This window comes from Nocardiopsis sp. EMB25 (assembly GCF_026797795.1).
In the GTDB taxonomy this organism is placed as follows: Bacteria; Actinomycetota; Actinomycetes; order Streptosporangiales; family Streptosporangiaceae; genus Nocardiopsis; species Nocardiopsis lucentensis.
Window position 1 is genome coordinate 5,881,915 of sequence record NZ_JAMTDN010000001.1, and the last position, 21,645, is coordinate 5,903,559.

20 protein-coding genes are annotated in these 21,645 nt (G+C 70.6%); 17 read left to right on the forward strand and 3 right to left on the reverse strand.

Annotated features, from left to right (window positions below):
* The first annotated feature begins 116 nt into the window (after nucleotides 1-116).
* The 5 genes from KIK06_RS26155 (at nucleotide 117) to KIK06_RS26175 (ending at nucleotide 5,910) form a co-directional block, all read left to right on the forward strand.
* A complete protein-coding gene (locus KIK06_RS26155) occupies nucleotides 117-359 on the forward strand; it encodes a hypothetical protein (protein ID WP_268645515.1) in 243 nt (80 codons plus the stop codon).
* Nucleotides 360-549: 190 nt separating this feature from the next.
* On the forward strand, nucleotides 550-1,434 hold the full coding sequence (locus tag KIK06_RS26160; protein ID WP_017601105.1) for a Rossmann-like and DUF2520 domain-containing protein: 885 nt from the start codon (nucleotides 550-552) through the stop codon (nucleotides 1,432-1,434).
* Between the two features lie 70 nt (nucleotides 1,435-1,504).
* Nucleotides 1,505-2,392 carry a pantoate--beta-alanine ligase gene (gene panC, locus KIK06_RS26165; protein WP_268645516.1) on the forward strand — a complete coding sequence of 296 codons (888 nt, stop codon included), beginning with the start codon at nucleotides 1,505-1,507 and terminating at the stop codon, nucleotides 2,390-2,392.
* 78 nt (nucleotides 2,393-2,470) lie between these two features.
* Nucleotides 2,471-5,062 carry an L-aspartate oxidase gene (locus KIK06_RS26170; RefSeq protein ID WP_268645517.1) on the forward strand — a complete coding sequence of 864 codons (2,592 nt, stop codon included), beginning with the start codon at nucleotides 2,471-2,473 and terminating at the stop codon, nucleotides 5,060-5,062.
* Between the two features lie 65 nt (nucleotides 5,063-5,127).
* Entirely contained in the window at nucleotides 5,128-5,910 is a 783-nt protein-coding gene (locus KIK06_RS26175) for a type III pantothenate kinase (protein WP_268645518.1), read from the forward strand.
* Between the two features lie 39 nt (nucleotides 5,911-5,949).
* On the opposite strand, the gene KIK06_RS26180 is transcribed toward KIK06_RS26175, so the two are convergent.
* A complete protein-coding gene (locus KIK06_RS26180) occupies nucleotides 5,950-6,132 on the reverse strand; it encodes a type II toxin-antitoxin system VapB family antitoxin (protein WP_268645519.1) in 183 nt (60 codons plus the stop codon).
* A 174-nt stretch (nucleotides 6,133-6,306) separates the two neighbouring features.
* On the opposite strand from KIK06_RS26180, the gene lysX reads away from it, so the two are divergent.
* The 7 genes from lysX (at nucleotide 6,307) to KIK06_RS26215 (ending at nucleotide 15,336) form a co-directional block, all read left to right on the forward strand.
* Nucleotides 6,307-7,806, forward strand: coding sequence for a bifunctional lysylphosphatidylglycerol synthetase/lysine--tRNA ligase LysX (gene lysX, locus KIK06_RS26185; protein WP_017601100.1), 1,500 nt, complete (start codon nucleotides 6,307-6,309; stop codon nucleotides 7,804-7,806).
* 670 nt (nucleotides 7,807-8,476) lie between these two features.
* A complete protein-coding gene (locus tag KIK06_RS26190; RefSeq protein ID WP_017601099.1) occupies nucleotides 8,477-8,800 on the forward strand; it encodes a LuxR C-terminal-related transcriptional regulator in 324 nt (107 codons plus the stop codon).
* 140 nt (nucleotides 8,801-8,940) lie between these two features.
* Complete coding sequence (locus KIK06_RS26195; protein WP_268645520.1) at nucleotides 8,941-9,564, forward strand: amino-acid N-acetyltransferase; 624 nt, start codon at nucleotides 8,941-8,943, stop codon at nucleotides 9,562-9,564.
* A gap of 442 nt (nucleotides 9,565-10,006) precedes the next feature.
* Nucleotides 10,007-10,279: a hypothetical protein gene (locus tag KIK06_RS26200; RefSeq protein ID WP_268645521.1), complete on the forward strand. Its 273-nt coding sequence runs from the start codon at nucleotides 10,007-10,009 to the stop codon at nucleotides 10,277-10,279.
* Between the two features lie 212 nt (nucleotides 10,280-10,491).
* On the forward strand, nucleotides 10,492-10,833 hold the full coding sequence (locus tag KIK06_RS26205; protein ID WP_017601096.1) for a histone-like nucleoid-structuring protein Lsr2: 342 nt from the start codon (nucleotides 10,492-10,494) through the stop codon (nucleotides 10,831-10,833).
* Between the two features lie 977 nt (nucleotides 10,834-11,810).
* Complete coding sequence (locus KIK06_RS26210; protein WP_017601095.1) at nucleotides 11,811-14,324, forward strand: ATP-dependent Clp protease ATP-binding subunit; 2,514 nt, start codon at nucleotides 11,811-11,813, stop codon at nucleotides 14,322-14,324.
* 382 nt (nucleotides 14,325-14,706) lie between these two features.
* A complete protein-coding gene (locus KIK06_RS26215; protein WP_268645522.1) occupies nucleotides 14,707-15,336 on the forward strand; it encodes a DUF3105 domain-containing protein in 630 nt (209 codons plus the stop codon).
* 53 nt (nucleotides 15,337-15,389) lie between these two features.
* Here the strand turns inward: KIK06_RS26215 and KIK06_RS26220 are convergent, their stop codons facing one another.
* Complete coding sequence (locus KIK06_RS26220) at nucleotides 15,390-16,265, reverse strand: A/G-specific adenine glycosylase (RefSeq protein ID WP_268645523.1); 876 nt, start codon at nucleotides 16,263-16,265, stop codon at nucleotides 15,390-15,392.
* 144 nt (nucleotides 16,266-16,409) lie between these two features.
* Here KIK06_RS26220 and KIK06_RS26225 point away from each other — a divergent pair, with 144 nt between their 5' ends.
* From KIK06_RS26225 to KIK06_RS26235, 3 genes are all read left to right on the forward strand, one after another.
* The gene (locus tag KIK06_RS26225) at nucleotides 16,410-17,093 is read left to right on the forward strand and encodes a hypothetical protein (protein WP_017601091.1); all 684 of its coding nucleotides are present in this window, start codon (nucleotides 16,410-16,412) and stop codon (nucleotides 17,091-17,093) included.
* A gap of 130 nt (nucleotides 17,094-17,223) precedes the next feature.
* On the forward strand, nucleotides 17,224-17,721 hold the full coding sequence (locus KIK06_RS26230) for an SSI family serine proteinase inhibitor (RefSeq protein ID WP_268645524.1): 498 nt from the start codon (nucleotides 17,224-17,226) through the stop codon (nucleotides 17,719-17,721).
* Between the two features lie 164 nt (nucleotides 17,722-17,885).
* Entirely contained in the window at nucleotides 17,886-18,299 is a 414-nt protein-coding gene (locus tag KIK06_RS26235) for an SSI family serine proteinase inhibitor (RefSeq protein WP_017601089.1), read from the forward strand.
* Nucleotides 18,300-18,341: 42 nt separating this feature from the next.
* Here KIK06_RS26235 and radA read toward each other — a convergent pair whose 3' ends face one another.
* On the reverse strand, nucleotides 18,342-19,712 hold the full coding sequence (gene radA / locus KIK06_RS26240; RefSeq protein ID WP_017601088.1) for a DNA repair protein RadA: 1,371 nt from the start codon (nucleotides 19,710-19,712) through the stop codon (nucleotides 18,342-18,344).
* Between the two features lie 163 nt (nucleotides 19,713-19,875).
* Between radA and KIK06_RS26245 the strand changes: the two genes are divergently transcribed.
* A complete protein-coding gene (locus KIK06_RS26245) occupies nucleotides 19,876-20,784 on the forward strand; it encodes an SGNH/GDSL hydrolase family protein (protein WP_442789801.1) in 909 nt (302 codons plus the stop codon).
* 215 nt (nucleotides 20,785-20,999) lie between these two features.
* Nucleotides 21,000-21,560, forward strand: a complete 561-nt coding sequence (locus KIK06_RS26250; protein ID WP_026128042.1) for a C40 family peptidase — start codon at nucleotides 21,000-21,002, stop codon at nucleotides 21,558-21,560.
* The last annotated feature ends 85 nt before the right edge of the window (nucleotides 21,561-21,645 follow it).

Here is a 21,645-nt window from a genome sequence, read left to right on the forward strand (position 1 = left end):
ACATGGGTGAACCGGAGTTCGTCAGGGGTAACTCCCTCATCGGCGCCCCCAAGGTGCTCAGGAAGAACACCGAACGTCCGGCTGGTCCCCCCGTCGGACACAGAAGGAGACACGTAGTGCTCAAGAAGACGTTCGTCACCGCCGCCGTGGCCCTCGCCTCCGCCGGGGTCCTCCTCACCGCGGCGCCGGCGGCGGCCCACGCGGGGGCCTGGACCTCCGGCGCCGGCGGCAACGTCAGCGGGAACATCGCCTACATCAACGGCATCGACAACGCCAACACCGGCTGCGGCAACTCCAACGCCGTCCTCGGCCAGTCCCTGGCGTCCTGCTACAACTCCGGCGTGATCATCCAGGGATAGGCGGTGCTCGCTCCGGGCCCGCCGCTTCGCCTCGGCACGCCGGGAGGGCTCCCCGCGGGGGCGGGCGCGCGGCGCCCGCCCCCGCTCACGCGCCCTGACCGGCGGGGCACCGGGCCAGGAGAGTTATCGTGTGCTCAGGCGTCACGGTGCTGGAGGGACCGGACGCACCGGACCACGAGGGAGCACCACCATGGAGACGACGCGGGGTCGCCCGGCACGGTTGCGAGTCGGTGTCATCGGGCCCGGTCGGGTCGGCTCCGTCCTCGGCCAGGCCCTGGGCCGGGCCGGACACAAGGTGGTCGCCGCCACCGCGGTCTCCGACACGTCCAAGGCCAACGTCGACTCCCGCCTGCCGACCGCGCGGATCCTCGACGCGTCCGAGGTCGTGGGGGCCAGTGACCTCGTCCTGCTCACGGTGCCCGACGACGCCCTGCCCGACCTCGTCGAGGGGCTCGCCGCCACCGGTGCCGAACTGCGGGGCAAGCTCCTCGTCCACGCCAGCGGCGCGCACGGCTACGGCATCCTCGCCCCCGCCACCATCGCCGGAGCCCTGCCCCTCGCCCTCCACCCCGCGATGACCTTCACCGGGCGTGACGAGGACGTCGAACGGCTGGCCAACTGCGCGTTCGGTGTCACCGCCCCCGACCAGCTGCGCCCGATCGCCGAAGCGCTCGTGGTCGAGATGGGCGCGGAACCCGTGTGGATCACCGAGGACAAGCGCACGCTCTACCACGCCGCCCTCGCCGGGGGCGCCAACCACCTGGTCACCCTGGTGGCCGACAGCGCCTCCCTCCTCGCCGCCGCCGGGGTGCCCGAACCGGGCCGGATGCTCGCGCCCATGCTCAGCGCCGCCCTCGACAACGCCCTGCGCCTCGGCATCCACGGCCTGAGCGGCCCCGTCCTGCGCGGCGACGCGGGCACCGTCGCCGGTCACATCGAGCAGCTGCGCGAGAACGCCCCGGAGAGCGTCGCCAGCTACGTCGAACTCGCCAGGCTCACCGCGGACCGCGCCATCAACGCCGGGATGCTCGACCCCGCCGACGCCGCACGCCTGCTCGACGTCCTCCGCCGCTGAGACCCACCGCGTCGCACGGCGGAGGCGGCCACGCCGTGCGCGAAAGACACACCACCACGGGGAAGCACCGATGACCGAACCCACGCCACAGCCCGCGCCAGCCGACGGGCCCCTCGTCGTCCACACGGCCGAGGACCTGCGCCGCGCCCTCTCCGACGCCGGACGCGTCGGCCTCGTCCCCACGATGGGCGCGCTCCACGAGGGCCACCGCAGTCTCATGCGCCTCGCCCGCGCCCAGGCCGACACCGTCGTCGTGAGCGTCTTCGTCAACCCGCTCCAGTTCGGCCCCAACGAGGACTTCGACCGCTACCCGCGCACGCTGGACACGGACACCGGGGTCTGCGCGCAGGAGGGCGTCGACGTCGTCTTCGCCCCGACCGTGAACACGATGTACCCCACCGAGCAGATGGTCACCGTCCAGGCGGGCGCCATGGGGGACCGCCTGGAGGGCGCCTCCCGCCCCGGGTTCTTCACCGGGGTGCTCACCGTGGTCAGCAAACTCCTGCACCTGGTCGGCCCCGACCTGGCCGTCTTCGGGCAGAAGGACGCCCAACAGCTCGCCGTCGTCCGTCGGATGGTCGCCGACCTCAACCTGCCCGTGGAGATCGTCGGCGCCCCCACCCTGCGCGACCCCGACGGACTGGCCACGTCGAGCCGGAACGTCTACCTGGACGCGGACGAACGCGCCAGCGCCCTCGCCCTGTCCCGGGCCCTGAACGCCGGGCGCGACGCCGCCTCCGACGGGCCCGACGCGGTCCGCGCCGCCGCGCGGGGCGTCCTGGACGAGGCCGCCAAGGCCACGCCGCCCGTCGAACTCGACTACCTCGCCCTGGTCGACCCCGCCACCTTCGCCGACGCCCCCGCCGGGTTCACGGGCGAGGCCGTCCTCGCCGTCGCCGCCCGGGTGGGCACGACCCGGCTCATCGACAACGTGCTGGTGCGGCTGGGGAGCGCGTAGGCAGTGTTCCCCCGGTCCTCCGCCTCACGTCGGACCGTGTTCGGGCACCCCCAGTCGGCACTCGCGAAAGAGACCCACATGACCTCATCCAGACAGACCCGGATCGACGCCCCCGCGCCGTCGTGGAACGTCAGCGCCGACGTCGCCGTCATCGGCTCGGGCGTCGCCGGGCTGAGCACCGCGCTGCGCTACGTCCAGCGCACCGAGCGCGGCCGCGTCGTCCTCGTCACCAAGGACCGCCTCTCCACGGGTTCCACCTCCTACGCCCAGGGCGGCATCGCGGCGGCCATGGCCCCCGGGGACAACCCGGTCGCGCACATGGTCGACACCCACCTGGCCGGAGCCGGTCTGTGCGACCCCCTCGCCGTGCACGTCCTGGCGGAGGAGGGGCCCGACGCCCTGCGCTGGCTCATCGGCGCGGGCGCCGAGTTCGACCGCGCCGACGGAGGGGAACTGGCCCTCACCCGCGAGGGAGGACACCGCGCGGACCGGGTCGCCCACGCCGGGGGAGACGCCACCGGAGCCGAGATCCAGCGCGCGCTCCAGGCCGCGGTCCTGGCCGAGGAGCGCATCGAGGTCATCGAGCACGCGCTCGCCCTCGACGTCCTGCGCGACCCCGCCGACGCGACCGTCGTCGGAGCCTCCCTCCACGTCATCGGCGAGGGGGCCCGCGACGGCGTCGGCGCCGTCCTGGCCCCGGCCGTCGTCCTCGCCACCGGGGGGATGGGCCAGATCTTCGCCGCCACCACCAACCCGCCCGTGTCGACCGGCGACGGACTCGCGCTCGCGGCCCGCGCCGGAGCGCGCCTGCGCGACCTGGAGTTCATCCAGTTCCACCCCACCGTGCTCTGGCTGGGGCCCGAGGCCCGGGGCCGACAGCCCCTGGTCTCCGAGGCCGTGCGCGGTGAGGGCGCCCACCTCGTGGACGGCGACGGCAACCGGATCATGGAGGGCGTCCACGAACTGGGTGACCTCGCCCCGCGCGACGTCGTGGCCAGGACGATCGCGCGCACCATGGCCGAGACCGGCACCGACCACGTCTACCTGGACGGCCGCCACTTCGGCGCGGCCACCTGGGAACACCGCTTCCCCACCATCCTGGCGTCCTGCCGCGAACACGGCATCGACCCGGTCACCCAGCCGATCCCCGTCGCCCCCGCCGCCCACTACGCCTCCGGCGGCGCCGAGGTCGACATCGACGGGGCCACCAGCGTCCCCGGGCTCTGGGCGGTCGGCGAGGCGGCGCGCACCGGTGTGCACGGCGCGAACCGCCTGGCCTCCAACTCCCTCCTGGAGGGCCTGGTGTACGCGGAACGGATCGCCGGCCGCCTCGCCGAGGAGGCGCGTCCGATCCCGGACCGGGGCGTGCCCGTCGGCGACGTCACCCGCCTCGTCCAGCCCGCCACCGCGACCCGTGTCCGTGCGCTGATGTCCCGCCACGCCGGGGTCCTGCGCACCGGCGAGGGGCTGACCGCGCTGGCCGCCGAACTCGACGCCCTCACCGCCCCGGCCGAGCGCGTCGCCCCGGACACGGCCACCTGGGAGGCGACCAACCTGCTGACGGTGGCCCGACTCGTGGCCGCCGCCGCGCTGCACCGCACCGAGAGCCGGGGCTCGCACCAGCGTGCCGACGCACCCGAACCCGACCCCGGGTTCCGGACGCGGCCGACCGTCGTTCGACTGGAGGGGAACACGCCCGTGACCACCGACGAGGACTGGGCCCCGTCCCTGCCGCCCGAGCTCGTCGCGGAGCTGGACGACATCGCCTTCCCCCTCGCCGGGGGAACGCCCGACCCCGACACGCGCGCCGAGTTCACCCTTCCGTACACGGCGCCCCACCAGTCCCACGTGGACCTGGTGCGGCGCGCCCTGGCCGAGGACCTCACCGCCGGTCCGCGCATCGACGTCACCACCGTGGCCACCATCCCCGCCGACCAGGTGCGGACCGCGCACGTCGTGGCGCGTGCCGACGGGACGGTGAGCGGCCTGCCCCTGGCCGAACTCGTCTTCTGGCTCGTGTCCGACGGCGCCGTGCGGGTCGCCCGTTCCGCGGGCGACGGCGACGCGGTCAAGCGCGGGGACGTGCTCATGTCCGTCACCGCCCGCACACGCGACCTGCTCACCGCGGAGCGGACCGCGCTCAACCTCCTCACCCACATGTCGGGGATCGCCACGGCCACCCGTACCTGGACGGACGCGGTGGCCGGCACCCGAGCCCGGATCCGCGACAGCCGCAAGACCCGTCCAGGACTCCGGGCGCTGGAGAAGTACGCGGTGCGCTGCGGGGGCGGCGTCAACCACCGGTACTGCCTCAGCGACGCGGGACTGGTCAAGGACAACCACGTGGTCGCGGCGGGCGGGGTCGGCGCGGCCGTGCGCGCCATCCGCGAGCGCTTCCCCGACCTGCCGCTGGAGGTCGAGGTGGACCGGATCGACCAGATCGAGGACGCGATCGCCGCCGGGGCGGAGGAGATCCTCCTCGACAACTTCACCGTCGATGACCTGCGGGCCGCCGTGGAGCTGGTCGCCGGACGCGCGCGGCTGGAGTCCTCCGGCGGACTGACGCTCGACGTGGCCGCCGACGTGGCCGCCACGGGGGTCGACTACCTGGCGGTCGGGGCCCTGACCCACTCCAGTCCGGCACTGGATATCGCGCTCGACCTGTTGTGAGCGGCCCGGTTGGTGGAAGATTCCTTAGGAACACACCACTTCGACCACGGATGAGGGTCCCCAGCATGCTGCTCGCGATCGACGTCGGCAACTCCGAGACGGTGTTCGGCCTGTTCCAGGGCGACGACCTTCTCGAACACTGGAGGGTGGGGACCGAGACGCGCCGCACCGCCGACGAGTGGGCGGTGGTGCTGCGCGGGCTCATCGACGGGAGCACGCTGGGGGCCCCGGCCGACATCGAGGGGATCGCGCTGTGCTGCTCGGTCCCCTCGGTGCAGCACGAGATGCGCGACATGTTCCGCCGCCACTTCGGTGACGTGCCCGCCGTGATCGTCGAGCCCGGCGTCAAGACGGGGGTGCCGATCCGGATGGACAACCCCAAGGAGGTGGGCAGCGACCGCATCATCAACGCGCTGGCCGCCAGCCACCTGTACGGCGGCCCGGCGGTCGTGGTCGACTTCGGCACGGCGACCACGTTCGACGCGGTCAGCGCGAAGGGGGAGTACGTCGGCGGCGCGATCGCGCCGGGCATCGACATCTCCGTGGACGCGCTGTCCCGCAGGGGCGCCCAGCTGCACATGGTGGAGATCGTCAAGCCGCGCGCGGCGATCGCGAAGAACACCACGGAGGCGCTGCGGTCGGGGATCGTGTTCGGGTTCGCGGGCCAGGTCGACGGGATCGTGGACCGGATGGTCGCCGAGCTGACCGACGCCCCGGACGACGTGACCGTGGTCGCCACCGGTGGCCTGGCCTCGGTGGTCGTCGGCGAGTGCGAGACCGTGGACGTGCACGACCCGTGGCTGACCCTCATCGGCCTGCGCCTGGTCTTCGAGCGCAACGTCGCCTGAGCGCCGCTGAGCGGTGCGGGGAGGGTCCCGCACCGTCGCTCAGTCCTGTTCACTCTCCACGATGTCGCTTCCCTCGAGTCCTTTCAGCCGTTCGTACGCGCTCACGGATGCGATCATGTGGCGGAGGGCGATCTCCGCGGCTTCGCTCTTCGTCCTCGCGTTGAACTTCCGCGTGACCTTCGTGACCAGTTCGTCGTCGACGTCGACGACGCTGCGTCCCATGAACTCAGAGTATTCACTTCGTGGCGATGAGTGGGATTCCCTGTGCGGCGCCTGGGCGTTTCGAGGTGTCGACGAGCGCCTGTCAACGGGAGGGGCCGCGGGAGGAGGTGAGGGGTGGCGGACGGCCTGTGGACAGCGACCTCGGGGTGCTCGGAAGCGAGTAGGATCGGGCCCGTGAATGACGCGCACGACTCCTACGACGACCTGCCCGAACAGATGCGGGTCCGGCACCAGAAGCTGGACCGTCTCCGGGAGGAGGGCATCGACCCCTTCCCCGTGACCTTCCCGCGGACCACGTCGATCGGTGCCGTGCGAGACAAACACCAGGGCCTGGAGCCGGACACGCGCACCGGGGTCGACGTCTCGATCGCGGGCCGCGTGATGCTGTACCGCACCGGCGGCAAGCTGTGCTTCGCCACCCTGCGCGACGAGACCGGTGACGTGCAGATCATGCTGTCCCTGGACCAGGTCGGCAAGGAGCGGCTGGACGCCTGGAAGGCCGACGTCGACCTCGGCGACCACGTGGGCGTCGAGGGCGAGGTCATCACCTCCCGCCGCGGTGAGCTGTCCATCCTGGTGCGCTCCTGGACGCTGACCGCCAAGTGCCTGCGTCCGCTCCCGGAGAAGCACAAGGGGCTCACCGACCCCGAGGCCCGGGTGCGCCAGCGCTACGTCGACCTCATCGTCAACCCCGAGTCCCAGCAGATGGTGCGCCGCCGCTCGGCCGCCATCCGGGCGATCCGGGAGACGCTCAGCTCACGGGACTTCATCGAGGTCGAGACCCCGATGCTGATGCGGGTGCACGGCGGCGCCACGGCGCGCCCGTTCACCACGCACATCAACGCCTACGACATGGACCTGTACCTGCGCATCGCGCCGGAGCTGGCGCTCAAGCGGCTGGTCGTGGGCGGCCTGGAGAAGGTCTTCGAGATCAACCGGAACTTCCGGAACGAGGGCGCGGACGCCACGCACAACCCCGAGTTCACGATGCTGGAGTTCTACCAGGCCTACGCCGACTACAACGACATGGCCGACATCACCCAGCGGATCATCCAGGACGCGGCTCAGGCGGTCTTCGGCACGACGGTGGTCGAGCGCGACGGCCAGACCTTCGACCTGGGCGGGGAGTGGCCGAGCATCACCCTGTACGGAGCCGTGTCCGAGGCGCTGGGCACCGAGGTCACCCCGAGGACGCCGCTCGAGGACGTCCGGCGCCTGGCCGAGGCCAAGGGTGTGGAGTTCGACCACCAGTGGGGCCAGGGCAAGCTGATCGAGCACCTCTTCGAGGAGCTGGTCGAGCACACACTCATCCAGCCCACGTTCGTGCGCGACTTCCCCGTGGAGACGAGCCCGCTGACCCGCCAGCACCGTGAGGACCCGCTGCTCACCGAGAAGTGGGACCTGATCGGCTTCGGGATGGAGCTGGGAACCGGTTACTCCGAGCTCGTGGACCCGGTCGAGCAGCGCCGCCGGCTCACCGAGCAGTCGCTCATGGCCGCCGAGGGCGACCCCGAGGCGATGCAGCTGGACGAGGACTTCCTCCGCGCGCTGGAGTACGGCATGCCGCCCACGGGCGGTGTCGGCGTCGGCATCGACCGGCTCCTGATGGCGTTCACCGGAAAGAACATCCGGGAGACCGTCCTCTTCCCGATCGTCAAGCCCTCCGGCGACTGACGGGACGGATCGCTTGCGAGCCCGGGCCGAATCCGGGCGACCGCAGGACCGAAAAGGGAACGGGGCCGTCACGCGCGAGTCGTGGCGGCCCCGCCCTCATCGCGGAAATGTGGCGTGTACCACCGGACATACCTCACTGTTAGGACATGTCGCGCAAAACCACAGTGAGAATGGGGTGTCCTGACCGACAGGGCCGAGGTTTTCCTTGGAACTCCGTCCGCATGGTCGGCGACGGAGGGTGAAGGTGATTTGCGCAGGTCAGTGGAGTGGCGAAAATAGCCCACCCGCCACACTGTCACCCAGTGGCCCCAAGGTGATACTCATGGTGATTTACTGGCCCTTGACGGTATCATCACGGCCGCCTAGCGTGCTGAGGGCGGACTTTGGTCCGCGAGATTGCCGAAGTGGATCGAGTACGACAGTGAGCGAGGTGTGAGGACCGTCCCACGGTCCGCCCATCCCGCGCGCACGTGTGCCCTCGGCGCGGTCTGACCGTCCCAGACCGCGGTGACACGGCCCGTGCGGCCCATGTTCCCCACCGCCCTCCACCCCTGTGCCAGAGGGGCTCCGGAAGGCGGTTGGACGCATGGGTCCCGGTCGCGCCCCGGCGCGCTCGATCCGCCCGGTGACGAGTTGATGTTCCGCACTCACATGGATGAGGGAGGACGGAGTGGAACAGGCCACACTCGTACGGCGTAGTGCTGAGGACCAGAACGCTCTCCAGCCGCGAGAGCACCGGGAGAACGTGGTCCCCCTGCAGTCCCGTTCAGGTGACACGGCGCTGAACGGCGCCTACACCCCGGTCGAGCTGAGCCACGAGGACCTGGAGTTGCTCGCCGAGATCGCCACCGGCGTGACCACCGAGGTGGCCGCGCGGCGACTCGAACTCAGTGCCCGCACCCTGCGCCGCCGCATTCGCAACATCTGCGACATGCTCGGCGTGAACACCCCCATCGAAGCGGTCGTCTGGGCCGCACGGCGCCAGCTCATCTGAGTCTGGCCGTCCCGGTGTCCCCGCCGGGAGAGACTACGGGCATACCCGGCCCGGCACGCCCACGGGCACACGCGGCACCCGCCGGAGGAAGAGCGATCCGGTGGGTGCGGGCGCGTACGTGGGCGTAGTCTGGTCAGGCTATGTCCGTTCGTCATGTCCGGGTCCGTCGCGCCAAGACGCGCGACGTGGTCCACATCCGCCGCCTGGTCGACACCTACACCGTCGACCGCCGTGTCCTCTCCAAGAGCACCGTCAACCTCTACGAGGACATCCAGGAGTTCTGGGTCGCCGAGGCGGAGGTGGTTCCAGATGGTTCGTCCGCCGAATCCCGGTCCGCCGCTCCCTCATTCGACGCCTCCGGAACCGTTCCCGCACGGGAGGAGGTTGAGTACCGTGTCGTCGGCTGTGGCGCCCTCCACGTCCTCTGGGAGGACCTCGCGGAGGTGCGAACTGTCGCGGTCGACCCCTCACTGCGTGGTTTCGGGGTGGGACACCGAATCGTGACCGAACTGCTGGACGCGGCGCGTGAGTTGGGCGTGCAGCGTGTGTTCTGTCTGACATTCGAGACCGGTTTCTTCACCAAACACGGCTTTGCCCCGATCCAGGGCACGCCCGTCTCTGGCCGTGTGTACGAGGAACTCCTGCGTTCCTATGACGAGGGTGTCGCGGAATTTCTCGACCTTGAGCGGGTCAAACCCAACACACTCGGGAACACGCGCATGCTTGTGCACCTGGGGACCAGGTCCCGAAGCCCCCGTGCCTAAAGGCTTTCGGGCGCTCTTGGGACCGAGTTCCCGATACGTCCCCGGAGGACGCGCACCGGTGTGCCGACCGGTCCACTCGCTTAAGTAGACCGGGTGGTATGAGAGGGGAAGCGGGCGGGTAATGTGTACCTGCGCTCGACGGGCCCCTCCTCGCCGATCGAGTTCGACGGACGCGGCTACGAAGGGTCGCGAATCGAGTTCGCTCAGGGGGCGGTGCGTGTTCGCGGTCAACCGGATGCCGAAGACGCTGTCGGACATTGGTCACCATCGGGTTTCGCTGGGCGGGTCCTGGTACGTCCGGGACCAAACCGGGGGCAAGCGATGTCTATGATGTCGGGTATGCGATTGCCCGGGTCCCGGTGCGTCATCCCCCAGGACTGGCCCGACGCTGAGTCGGGTATTTGCTGCAATAAGTAACAACCAGGAAGGGTGGACCGCTTCGATGGGTGATCTTTCGTCGGTGCTTCCCGCCGGGCTGCTCGACGTAATCTCCGCGCTGATCCCGCCGGTGGTTGTCGCGACCGTCTTCTGTGCGTTCGTCATCAAGCTGCTGCGTAGGGAGATGGCGCCTCGCAGGATGGACGGCAGCCTGGTCAGCGGTGACGCGACCGTGGGCGCCCCTGATGCTGAGCCGGCCGGGTCGTCCGTGGCCGCCGCGAAGGACGAGAAGCCGATTGTCGGGGGCGGGGATCAGGCCGAATCCGACGGCCGTTGATACGGTGTTCGACCGTATCGTGCTCTGAGCGGCCCTGATCCGGGCCCAGATCGCGCGTGAGGCCGCCCCAGGCCCCGCGCTGCTCAGCCGATCCCGAAACCCAGGATCAAGTCCAGCTGATTACTGGCACGTCGGGAATTGTCTTTCGCCTGCGCTCGAGATAGCTTTATATTCAGGTGCGAAGGCACTGCTCTTCTGAAAGGTTTGAATCCATGGCACAGAAGGTCCAGGTTTTCCTGGTCGACGACCTCGACGGCGGCGAGGCCGAGGAGACGGTGACGTTCGGTCTGGACGGCTCCGTGTACGAAATCGACCTCAGCGCGGGTAATGCCGCCAAGCTCCGCGAGGCTCTTACGCCCTTCGTCGAAGCCGCTCGCAAGGCTCCGGCCAAGTCCGGCCGCGGCCCCGCCCGCCGTGGCAGCTCCCGGAATGCGCCCAGCCGTGAGCGCAGCGCCGAGATTCGCGCGTGGGCGAAGGCCGCCGGCAAGCCGGTCAATGAGCGCGGCCGTATCCCCGCGAAGATCGTCGCCGAATATGAGGCCATCAAGGGCTAGGTTTGCCGACGGCACCCGGGTTCGCCGAAATGTTGTCAGGTCTTGATCGGACCGGTGTCCCGGGGCGCGTACCCGAACCCGACCATCCCGGGCCCTCACGGCCCACGTGACACGGGATGCAGGGGATAGAGACGGGCTCATCGCGACCCTGGACGATGGCGATCGGTATCCGCCACCGCGTCGGCGGGGCGGAGGGGTGACACCCGACGGCCCCACGCGGGCGACGGTCGGGTTGGAGCCGAACCGGAGGCATCCGTTCGGGGTGGTGAGGGACTGTGGCCCCGGGCGCGTACGGTGCCCGGACCGCGGTGGACCGCACGACCCGTCGATCCGGCCCAGCCGTGACGACGGGACGGTGCCGCGCGGCCGGGAAAAGGCCGCACGGACCTCGTAGTCCGACGTAAGGACCCACGTTCCGCCCCGCGGCCGAGCGGCCGCGGGGCCAGGTGCGCACGACGTTCCCGGACCGGGGAAGAACCCGGCCCGCCGCACCGTTGCAGAGTGCGGGGCCGCACGCCCGCGGCGGTCCGCCGTCCGCGGTGGACCCTCCCGGTCACGGAGAGCACCCGGAGAGAGAATTCCGGACGCGGCTTTCCGCGCCGCGGTGACCGACGCGGAACAACTTAGGCGATCGGCGTGTTCGCTAAGAGCCGATTATCAGGCTTACACGCGTGCGGCCCGGGGACTCCCGTGATGGATGGGAGCTCCGGGCCGTTCGCCTTCGGCGTACACCGAAATCTGACGCCCCAATTGGTAGTTGGATGTTGGGTGAACGCCCTATCGTCGGGGAAAGTCTCTGGCACGGACGGCTACGGTCGGCCGTGCGGAGACGTCCGACCGGTCGGCAACCAGTCGTCCGGGACGGACGGGTGCGGCAGTGCTCCCCGGGGCGGTTATCCCTGTGGGGCCGATATGCGGAAGAGTTGGGTCGGCGAGTACCGTCCCTGCCTGACCGCTCTGTAGAGGAGCGACGAGACATGTTCGAGAGGTTTACCGACCGCGCGCGGCGAGTGGTGGTTCTGGCCCAAGAAGAGGCCAGGATGCTCAACCACAACTACATCGGTACGGAGCACATCCTGCTCGGCCTCATCCACGAGGGTGAGGGTGTCGCCGCCAAGGCCCTGGAGAGTCTTGGCATCAGCCTCGAAGCGGTTCGGCAGCAGGTTGAGGAGATCATCGGACAGGGCCAGCAGGCACCGTCGGGGCACATCCCCTTCACGCCGCGTGCGAAGAAGGTCCTGGAGCTGTCCCTGCGCGAGGCCCTTCAGCTCGGCCACAACTACATCGGCACCGAGCACATCCTGCTCGGCCTGATCCGTGAGGGCGAGGGCGTGGCCGCCCAGGTGCTGGTCAAGCTCGGCGCCGACCTGAACCGGGTCCGCCAGCAGGTCATCCAGCTGCTGCACGGCTACCAGACCGGCAAGGAGGCGCAGACGACGGGCGCGTCCACGGAGTCCGCCCCGTCCACGTCGCTGGTGCTGGACCAGTTCGGTCGCAACCTGACCCAGGCCGCCCGGGAGAGCAAGCTCGACCCGGTCATCGGTCGGGACAAGGAGATCGAGCGCGTGATGCAGGTGCTCTCGCGCCGTACCAAGAACAACCCGGTCCTCATCGGTGAGCCCGGTGTCGGTAAGACGGCCGTCGTCGAGGGGCTGGCGCAGAAGATCGTCAAGGGGGAGATCCCCGAGACGCTCAAGGACAAGCAGCTGTACACGCTGGACCTGGGCGCCCTGGTCGCGGGCAGCCGCTACCGCGGTGACTTCGAGGAGCGCCTGAAGAAGGTGCTCAAGGAGATCCGCACCCGCGGTGACATCATCCTGTTCATCGACGAGCTGCACACGCTGGTCGGCGCGGGGGCGGCGGAAGGTGCCATAGACGCCGCCTCGATCCTCAAGCCCATGCTGGCCCGGGGTGAGCTCCAGACCATCGGCGCCACCACGCTGGACGAGTACCGCAAGTACCTGGAGAAGGACGCCGCGCTGGAGCGCCGCTTCCAGCCGATCCAGGTGGACGAGCCGACCGTCAAGCACGCGGTCGAGATCCTCAAGGGCCTGCGCGACCGTTACGAGGCCCACCACCGGGTGTCGATCACCGACAGCGCGCTGGCCGCGGCCGCCAACCTGGCCGACCGCTACATCAGCGACCGCTTCCTGCCGGACAAGGCGATCGACCTCATCGACGAGGCGGGCTCGCGGATGCGCATCCGCCGGATGACCGCTCCGCCGGACCTGCGCGAGTTCGACGAGAAGATCGCCTCGGTCCGCCGGGACAAGGAGTCGGCGATCGACGCGCAGGACTTCGAGAAGGCGGCGTCGCTGCGTGACGACGAGAAGCAGCTGCTGAACAAGAAGGCGCAGCGGGAGAAGGAGTGGAAGGCCGGCGACATGGATGTCGTGGCCGAGGTCGACGAGGAGCTCATCGCCGAGGTCCTGGCCGCCTCCACCGGCATCCCGGTCTTCAAGCTGACCGAGGAGGAGTCCTCGCGTCTGCTGCGCATGGAGGACGAGCTGCACAAGCGGGTCATCGGCCAGGAGGACGCCATCAAGGCGCTCTCGCAGGCGATCCGCCGCACGCGCGCCGGGCTGAAGGACCCCAAGCGCCCGGGTGGTTCGTTCATCTTCGCCGGCCCGTCCGGTGTCGGTAAGACCGAGCTGTCCAAGACGCTGGCCGAGTTCCTGTTCGGGGACGAGGACGCGCTGATCCAGCTGGACATGTCCGAGTTCATGGAGAAGCACACGGTCTCGCGGCTGTTCGGCTCCCCGCCCGGGTACGTCGGCTACGAGGAGGGCGGCCAGCTCACCGAGAAGGTGCGCCGCAAGCCGTTCTCCGTGGTCCTCTTCGACGAGATCGAGAAGGCCCACAACGACATCTTCAACTCCCTGCTCCAGGTGCTGGAGGAGGGCCGTCTCACCGACGCCCAGGGTCGCAACGTCGACTTCAAGAACACGGTCATCATCATGACCACCAACCTGGGCACGCGGGACATCTCCAAGGGCGTGGCGATGGGCTTCGCCAAGGAGGACGACGCCCAGACCAACTACGAGCGGATGAAGGGCAAGGTCAGCGAGGAGCTCAAGCAGAACTTCCGGCCGGAGTTCCTCAACCGTGTGGACGACGTCATCGTCTTCCACCAGCTGACGGAGAAGGAGATCTTCCAGATCGTGGATCTGATGATCTCCAGCCTGGACAGCCGCCTCAAGGAGCGGGACATGGGGATCGAGCTGCGCCCCGGTGCCAAGAAGGTGCTGTCCGAGCGCGGATTCGACCCGGTCCTGGGGGCGCGGCCGCTGCGTCGCACGATCCAGCGCGAGATCGAGGACCAGCTGTCGGAGAAGATCCTGTTCGGCGACCTCAAGTCGGGTCAGATCGTGGTGATCGACGCCGAGGGCGAGGGAACCGACGCCAAGTTCACCTTCAAGGGTGTGCCCAAGCCCGCCGCGGTTCCGGACACGCCCGCGGTCGAGGAGCCGGCCGCCGGTAAGAGCGAGTAACGGCGCCGGTCGCGCGACGGCTGACGAGTGCGGGCGGGGGCATCCCTTCGGGGTGCCCCCGTTCCCGTGCGTACGGCCCAGGGGTTGGCGGTCCGGTGCGGCGTGTGGTTAGGGTTTGCGCGTGACCCATCCACAGGACCCACGACAGCCGGGTGGCCAGGGGCCGCCGGGACCGTTCTCTCCGCAGGGCCCGCGGAACCCCCACGCGCCCCACGGCCCGTACGATCACTCCGGTCCGGCTCCAGGACCTCCCCCTCCCCACGGCGGGCCCGGCCCGTACCCGCAACAGGGGCAGCCCGGTGCCCCCGGCCCGTACCCGCAGCAGGCCCACCCCGGTCCCCCCGGCCCCTACCCACCTCCCCGGCGAAGGAGGGGACGCGGGGTGGTCATCGGCGTGGTCGCCGGTGTGGGCCTTCTGGTGGTCGTCCTCGTCGCCGTCACGGGCGTCGTCCTGTGGACGGCCAACGACGGGGGAGCCGGAGTGTCCGGCCCGGCGGACCTGGGCGCGGTGGTCGAGTACGAGGACCTGCCCGCCGACCACGTGGAAGTCACGGAGACCGTCGACTACGAGATGTTCCCGCCCGCGGGCGGTGAGCACTACGGCTACTGGCAGAACTGCGGCGTCTACGAGGTGCCGATCAGGAATGAGACGGCCGTGCACTCCCTGGAACACGGGGCCGTGTGGATCACCTACGATCCCGCGTCCGTGGACAGCGGCGGGGTGGCGGCCCTGGAGGGCCACTACAGGCAGGGGGACTACCTCCTCGTCAGCCCGGTGGAGGAAGGCATGCCCGCGCCGGTCGTGGCCTCCGCGTGGGGTGCGCAGATCCTCCTCGACGGCCCCGACGACCCGCGTCTGGCCGCGTTCGTGCGCCGGTACGAGCAGTCCCCGGAGGCGCCGGAACCGGGTGCTCCGTGCAGCGGCTCCCACGACGGGACCGCCGCCGACGCCCTCCTCCCGGTGGACGCGGAGGACACCGACGTCGACGAACTCCTGGACATGGAGGACTGACCGGGCCCGTCCGTCCGGGGCGGATCGGACGGGCCGGCCCGGACGGCGCGGGCTCAGCCGGGCAGCGCGTACCGGCCGTCGTCCAGGGGGTCCACGAGCCCGTCCGCGACCAGCGCGTCCAGGGCCCGCTCGCGCTGGACACCGTCGTCCCAGACCGCGTCCAGGGCATCCTTGGGCACCGGGTCGGTGGAGTCGCGCAGCACGGCCAGCAGCCGCCCGCGCACCTGCCGGTCGGTGCCCGCGTAGGTCTGCCCCCGGCGCGGCGGGCCGTCGTGGGCGGGTTTGCCCGCCAGCCGCCAGGCGCACTGGTGGGCGATCGGGCAGTCCGCGCACGCGGGGGTCCGGGCGGTGCACACGAGGGCGCCCAGCTCCATCACGGCCACGCCCCAGCGCGCCGCGACGGACGGGACGGGCGGGAGCAGTGACTCGGCGAGGGCGGTCTCCGCCTTCGTCTGGGTTTTCGGCGGGTACTGGATCCCGGTTTCGGCCCTCGCGAGGACACGCCGAACGTTCGTGTCCAAAATGGCGTGCCGCTGTCCGAAGGCGAAGCTCGCCACGGCCGCCGCGGTGTAGGCGCCGACGCCGGGCAGGGAGAGCAGCGTCTCGTGACTGTCCGGCACCTGCCCCCCGTGCTGTTCGGTGATCGCCACGGCGCACGCGTGCAGACGCAGGGCACGGCGTGGGTAGCCGAGCCGGTTCCACATGCGTACGGCCTCACCGGAGGGCTCCTCGGCCAGGTCAGCGGGGGTGGGCCAGCGTTCCATCCAGGCCTGCCAGGCGGGTAGCACCCGGACGACCGGCGTCTGCTGGAGCATGATCTCACTGACCAGGATCGACCAGGGGGTGGCGTCGGGGGCGCGCCAGGGAAGGTCGCGGGCGTTGGCCTCGTACCACGCCAGAACCGCTGTGCTGTAAGGGTTATCGCTCATCTTTTACGGGGTATCGGCGGGTTGGGTAGGTGAGTGGCACGCGAAACCGCAATACTACGGCCCATGGCGTCAAGTACCGGACATCCAGGAGCTGTCAGCCGCGAGACCTATTGGAAGCGGCGTGCCCTCGTGTTGGCGGGGGTCATGCTCGTCCTCACGCTGATCGCGTTCGCCTGCCGCCCCTCCTCCGGGGACGACGCCGAACCGACGCGGTCGGAGGCGGGCGCGGCTGACACCGACCCCTCTCCCAGTGTCCCACCTGAGACACCCTCCGCGGCCGAGAGCGCCGAACCCGAGGACGAACCTTCCGAGGGGGAGGACGAGGACGCCGAAGGAGCGGGCGACCAGGGCACCGCCGGGGGAGAGGGCGGGGAGGCCGCCGAGGGCTCCGACGCCGAGTCCGGCGGCGCCGCCGCCCCCGAGCGCCCCGAGGACGCGTGCCGCCCGCAGGACGTGGTCGTGACCTTCGAGCTCGCCGACGAGGACCGGGAGGTCTACGGGAGCGGTGCGCGGCCGGAGTTCCGGATCACCGTCGTGAACACCGAGGACCAGACCTGCACGGTGGACGTGGGACCCGAGGCCATGGAGATCCGCATCCACTCCGGAAACGACCGCATCTTCTCCACGGGTGACTGCGTCGAGGGCGAGGCCGCCGAGGACCGACAGCTCAGCCGCGGCGTGCCGCACGAGTTCACGGTCGGCTGGGACCGGCAGCGCTCCTTCACGGACTGCCGCGACTCCTCCGCCGCGCGTCCGGGGTGGTACCGCGCCAACCTGCGCGGGGAGTACGCGGGAGACACCGGTGAACTGGTGTTCCAGCTGACCTAGGGCGTGCTCGCGGGACCGGCGCCCCGGCGCCGGTCCCGCCACACGCCACGCGAGAGGAAGACGCCACGTCTCGTTATCCCAATGTTACTCTGGGTGATGTCAAGCGATCCCGCAGTCACCAGGAGCAATTGTGAAGCTTGTCGGAACGATCCTGTCCGGTGTCGCCGCGTCCGCCCTGGCGCTGTCGACGGCGGCTCCGGCGCAGGCGGTGGAGGACAAGACCCAGCATTACAGGCTCTCCATCGAGGAGAAGCACACGGGCGACAAGAAGCACGTGCATCTCTTCTGCGATCCGCCGGGAGGTACCCACCCGAAGCCCGAGGAGGCCTGCGACCTCATCTACGCGTTCGGTTCCATCAAGAAGATCGACGTCAGCGACAGCGCCTGTCCTCTGGTCTGGGACCCGGTCGTCGCCCGGTCCAGCGGCTCCGAGCACTACAAGAAGACCTTCCCGAACATGTGCGTCCTGCTCGACGTCAAGGGCGCGGTCTTCGACTTCTGGAAGTACGGCGACCGTGAGGACTCCGACGGCCGGAGCGCGCACGAGGCCGGTCACCCCAGCTACGACGGCTGGCTGCACGGTCACCACGGCCGGGCGGACCGCGACGACCACCACCACTACTGGTAGCCGCGGCGGCCACCCCGTTCGGAGGGTGAGGCCCGAGCCTTCGCGACGTCGGCCGTCCTGGCCGCGCGCACCCCTTCGTTCGGGGTAGAAGAGTCGTAAGTGAGTGATGTGACGGCACGGCCCGCTCCCGTGCCTGACACCCCACCGATGTGCCGGAGGCCATCATGAGAGCCGTAACGGCCGCGCTCGCCGCCTGCGCCGCCACCGCGATCGCCCTCGTCCCCGCCGCGCCCGCGGCCGCCGAGGTCCCCGCCGCGGACCCGCCCGCGCATCCCGTCTACCGGGCCTACCGGCTCCAGGTGGTCGAGGGCGTCGGGTTCGAGGACGAGTCGGTGCGGGAGGTCTCGTTGGTGTGCGCTCCCAAGGGCGGAGCGGGGAGCCACCCGCGAGCGGCCGACGCCTGCGCGGCCATCGCCCGGGCGGGGTCGATCAAGGCCGTCCCGGCCGATCCGGCCGCGGCCTGCACACTGGAGTACCGCCCGGTCATCGCGTCCGCGCGGGGTTCTGAGAACTACCGGGCGAAGTTCGGCAACACCTGTCTGCTGCACGCGGCCAAGGGCGTCGTCTTCGACTTCTGACGGTGTCCCCCTGGGGCCTGCCGCTTCGCTTCGGCCCGCCCGTCACCCGCCCCGCGCGCGCTTGGACCGCCGCGCCACCCAGGCGAGCGCCTCGCTGAGCTCCTCCACCTCGTGCGTTCGGATCCCGGGCACGGGGTCGCCGGAGTGCTTGGGCACGACCGCCTCGGTGAAGCCGAGCCGCTGTGCCTCCGCGATCCTGCGCTGGACCCCGTTCACGGCGCGGATGTCCCCGGCCAGGCCGACCTCACCGATCGCGATGAACCCGCGCGGCAGGGCCACGTCGTTGTTGGAGCTGCCCGCCGCCAGGGCCAGGGCGAGGTCGACCGCGGGCTCACCGAGGCGTACGCCGCCCACCGTGGAGGCGTACACGTCCATGTTGGCCAGCCGCATACCCGTGCGCTTCTCCAGGACCGCCAGGATCATGTTCACCCGGGAGGTGTCCAGCCCGGACGTGGCCCTGCGGGGCGCGGGCAGCGGAGTGGGCGCCACCAGCGCCTGCACCTCCGTGATGAGCGGCCGCTGCCCCTCCAGGGTGACCGTGACGCACGTCCCGGGCACCGGGTCGGTGCGCTCCGTGAGGAAGAGCCCGCTGGGGTCCGGGAGCCCGATGATGCCGTTCTCGGTCAGCTCGAAGCACCCGATCTCGTCGGTGGGCCCGTACCGGTTCTTGACCGCGCGCAGCAGCCGTAGCTGCGAGTGGCGCTCGCCCTCGAAGTGCAGGACCACGTCCACCAGGTGTTCCAACAGGCGGGGGCCGGCGATGGAGCCGTCCTTGGTGACGTGGCCGACGAGGACCGTCGCGATACCGCGCTCCTTGGCGATCTGGATCAGCGCCCCCGTCACCTGGCGGACCTGGGTGACGCCGCCGGGCACCCCGGCCACCTCGGGGGAGACCATGGTCTGCACCGAGTCCACGATGAGCAGCCGGGGGCCGACCGCCTCGACGTGGCTGACCAGGGAGGCGATCGAGGTCTCCGCGGCCAGGAACAGCTTGTCGGAGAGCGCGTCGAGCCGTTCGGCGCGCAGGCGCACCTGACCGGCGGACTCCTCCCCGGTCACGTACAGGACGGGGCCCTCCGCGGCCCGCATCGCGGCGACCTCCAACAGCAGCGTCGACTTGCCGACGCCCGGTTCGCCGGCGAGCAGCACGACACCGCCGGGGACGGCGCCTCCGCCGAGGACGCGGTCGAGTTCGTCCACCCCCGTGGGAACGGCCTCGGCGGTCTCGACACTGATCTCGGTGATGGGCCGGGCGCGGGAGGTCACCGGTGCCGCCGCGACCGCGGCCGGGGCCGGGGCGCCCGCCTCCTCGACCGTGCCCCAGGCCTGGCACTCACCGCAGCGGCCCACCCACTTGAGGGTGCTCCATCCGCACTCGGTGCACCGGAACGTCGTCTTCGCTGCTTTGGCCATGTCCGCCACGCTAACGCCTCCCGAAGACACGCCGGGCGGGACAGATTCGTGGCACGTCGGGGCAGGTGAAAGTTACCTACGAGTTAGTCAACGTCGTTCGTAGGTTGTGTTACAGAATGCGTAGGGTCCGACACCCCTGGTCCCCCACTGGAGAGGAACCCGCGTGCCCCGCACCGACGACAGCACGACCGTGTCCGCTTCCCGACCCCGCGCCCCCCGCCGAACCCCGCTCCTGGCCGTTCCGCTCGCCGCGGCCCTGTGTCTGGCCGCCGCGCCCGCGGCCGCCGAGGCGGAGGAGGCGGCCGTCTTCGACCACTACGTGGCCCTCGGTGACTCGTTCACCTCGGGTCCGCTGATCCCGCCGTACGCGCCCGGCTCCGACCCCCGTTGCCTCCGGTCGTCCAGCAACTACGCCCAGTTGGCGGCCGACGCGCTGGGCGTCGCGGAGTTCTCCGACGCCAGTTGCTCCGGCGCGGTCATCCGGGACCTGCGCGAGCCCCAGCACACCGACCTGACCGACGTCCCGGCGCAGTTCGACGCGCTCACCCCGGACACCGACCTGGTGACGGTCGGGATCGGCGGCAATGACTTCGGTTTCACCGACGTCCTGATGGAGTGCGCCCAGCGGAGCCTGAGCAACCCGATCGGGAGCCCGTGCGCCGACCACTACGGTGACGAGCTCGACCAGCGGATCGAGGACCTGCGCGACGACGTGTCGGGCGTCTACGCCGAGATCGCCGAGCGCAGCCCCGGGGCGACCGTCGTCAGCGTCGGTTACCTCCAGATCCTCCCCGAGGGCCGGGGCTGCTGGCCGAGCACGCCCATCGCCTGGGGCGACGTGGCCTACCTGGACGGTGTCCAGAGCGCCCTGAACCAGATGATCGCCGAGGAGTCGGGGGCGTCGGGCGCCGTGTTCGTCGACGTGCTCGAACGCGGCCACGACGTGTGCCAGTCGTCGTCCCGCCGCTGGGTCGAGGGGCTGATCCCGGAGAACACGGCCGCGCCGGTGCACCCCAACGAGGCGGGCATGGTGGCCGTCTCCGAGCGGCTCGTGGCTCGGCTGGGTGCCTGACCTTCGTCACCTAACGTAGTTAACCGCAGAGGAAATCTGGTGTCGATCGACTGATATGCACCTTTTGTCGGCGAAATTTTACCGTGATCGCACGACGAATTGATCACAGAGGGTGATTCGTTCGCGCGCGAAAGCGACGAAGGGTGATCCGTTGGGATGGAACGCCCCGGGGCCGACCCGGCACGGGGCATCCACACATCCGAACGGGGAACCCCATGAGTCACTCCCGACACCACGAGCAAATCCCGGCCTGTCGCCCGGGTCGTCCCGGGCGGCAGGCCGTACCCGTGCGGACCGCCGCGCGGGCGATCGCCCTCGCCACCGCGTTCCTACTCGCCGCGGCGCTCGCCCCGGCACCGGCTCTGGGGGCCGCCGCCGAAACCGCCCCGCCCTCCGACCGGGTCCATCAGAGGCTGTCCGCCCCGATGGTCGAGACGGCGATCAGAGCCGCCGAGTCGAAGAAGGGCACGCCCTACGGCTGGGGCGGGACCGGGCCGCACGCCTTCGACTGCTCCGGCCTCGTCCAGTGGTCCTTCCGGCAGGCGGGGGTCGAACTGCCCCGTATCGCCCACGACCAGGTGGCGGTGGGCACCAGGATCCCCTACTCACAGGCCCGCCGCGGCGACCTCGTCTACTGGTCCGACAGCGGGGGCTACGTCTACCACGTCGGCATCTACCTCGGCCGGGGCCGCATGATCGACGCCCCCGAATCGGGCGATCACGTCCGCGAGCGCGACGTGTTCCACCACGACCTCGGCGGAGCGGTGCGGCTGTGACGCCCACCGCGTCGGACGGTTCCACCGCCGGCGTCCGCGGATGACCGATCCGGATCCGGCACCCGTGCCCCTGGTGCCTCTCCCC

Coding starts and splice junctions, on each gene's coding strand:
- KIK06_RS26220 (WP_268645523.1), bottom strand. CDS start 16,265: ATGAGCGATAACCCTTACAGCACAGCGGTTCTGGCGTGGTACGAGGCC.
- panC (WP_268645516.1), top strand. CDS start 1,505: ATGACCGAACCCACGCCACAGCCCGCGCCAGCCGACGGGCCCCTCGTC.
- KIK06_RS26250 (WP_026128042.1), top strand. CDS start 21,000: ATGAGTCACTCCCGACACCACGAGCAAATCCCGGCCTGTCGCCCGGGT.
- KIK06_RS26175 (WP_268645518.1), top strand. CDS start 5,128: ATGCTGCTCGCGATCGACGTCGGCAACTCCGAGACGGTGTTCGGCCTG.
- KIK06_RS26170 (WP_268645517.1), top strand. CDS start 2,471: ATGACCTCATCCAGACAGACCCGGATCGACGCCCCCGCGCCGTCGTGG.
- KIK06_RS26235 (WP_017601089.1), top strand. CDS start 17,886: ATGAGAGCCGTAACGGCCGCGCTCGCCGCCTGCGCCGCCACCGCGATC.
- KIK06_RS26225 (WP_017601091.1), top strand. CDS start 16,410: ATGCTCGTCCTCACGCTGATCGCGTTCGCCTGCCGCCCCTCCTCCGGG.
- KIK06_RS26210 (WP_017601095.1), top strand. CDS start 11,811: ATGTTCGAGAGGTTTACCGACCGCGCGCGGCGAGTGGTGGTTCTGGCC.
- KIK06_RS26195 (WP_268645520.1), top strand. CDS start 8,941: ATGTCCGTTCGTCATGTCCGGGTCCGTCGCGCCAAGACGCGCGACGTG.
- KIK06_RS26180 (WP_268645519.1), bottom strand. CDS start 6,132: ATGGGACGCAGCGTCGTCGACGTCGACGACGAACTGGTCACGAAGGTC.
- KIK06_RS26160 (WP_017601105.1), top strand. CDS start 550: ATGGAGACGACGCGGGGTCGCCCGGCACGGTTGCGAGTCGGTGTCATC.
- KIK06_RS26205 (WP_017601096.1), top strand. CDS start 10,492: ATGGCACAGAAGGTCCAGGTTTTCCTGGTCGACGACCTCGACGGCGGC.
- KIK06_RS26200 (WP_268645521.1), top strand. CDS start 10,007: ATGGGTGATCTTTCGTCGGTGCTTCCCGCCGGGCTGCTCGACGTAATC.
- radA (WP_017601088.1), bottom strand. CDS start 19,712: ATGGCCAAAGCAGCGAAGACGACGTTCCGGTGCACCGAGTGCGGATGG.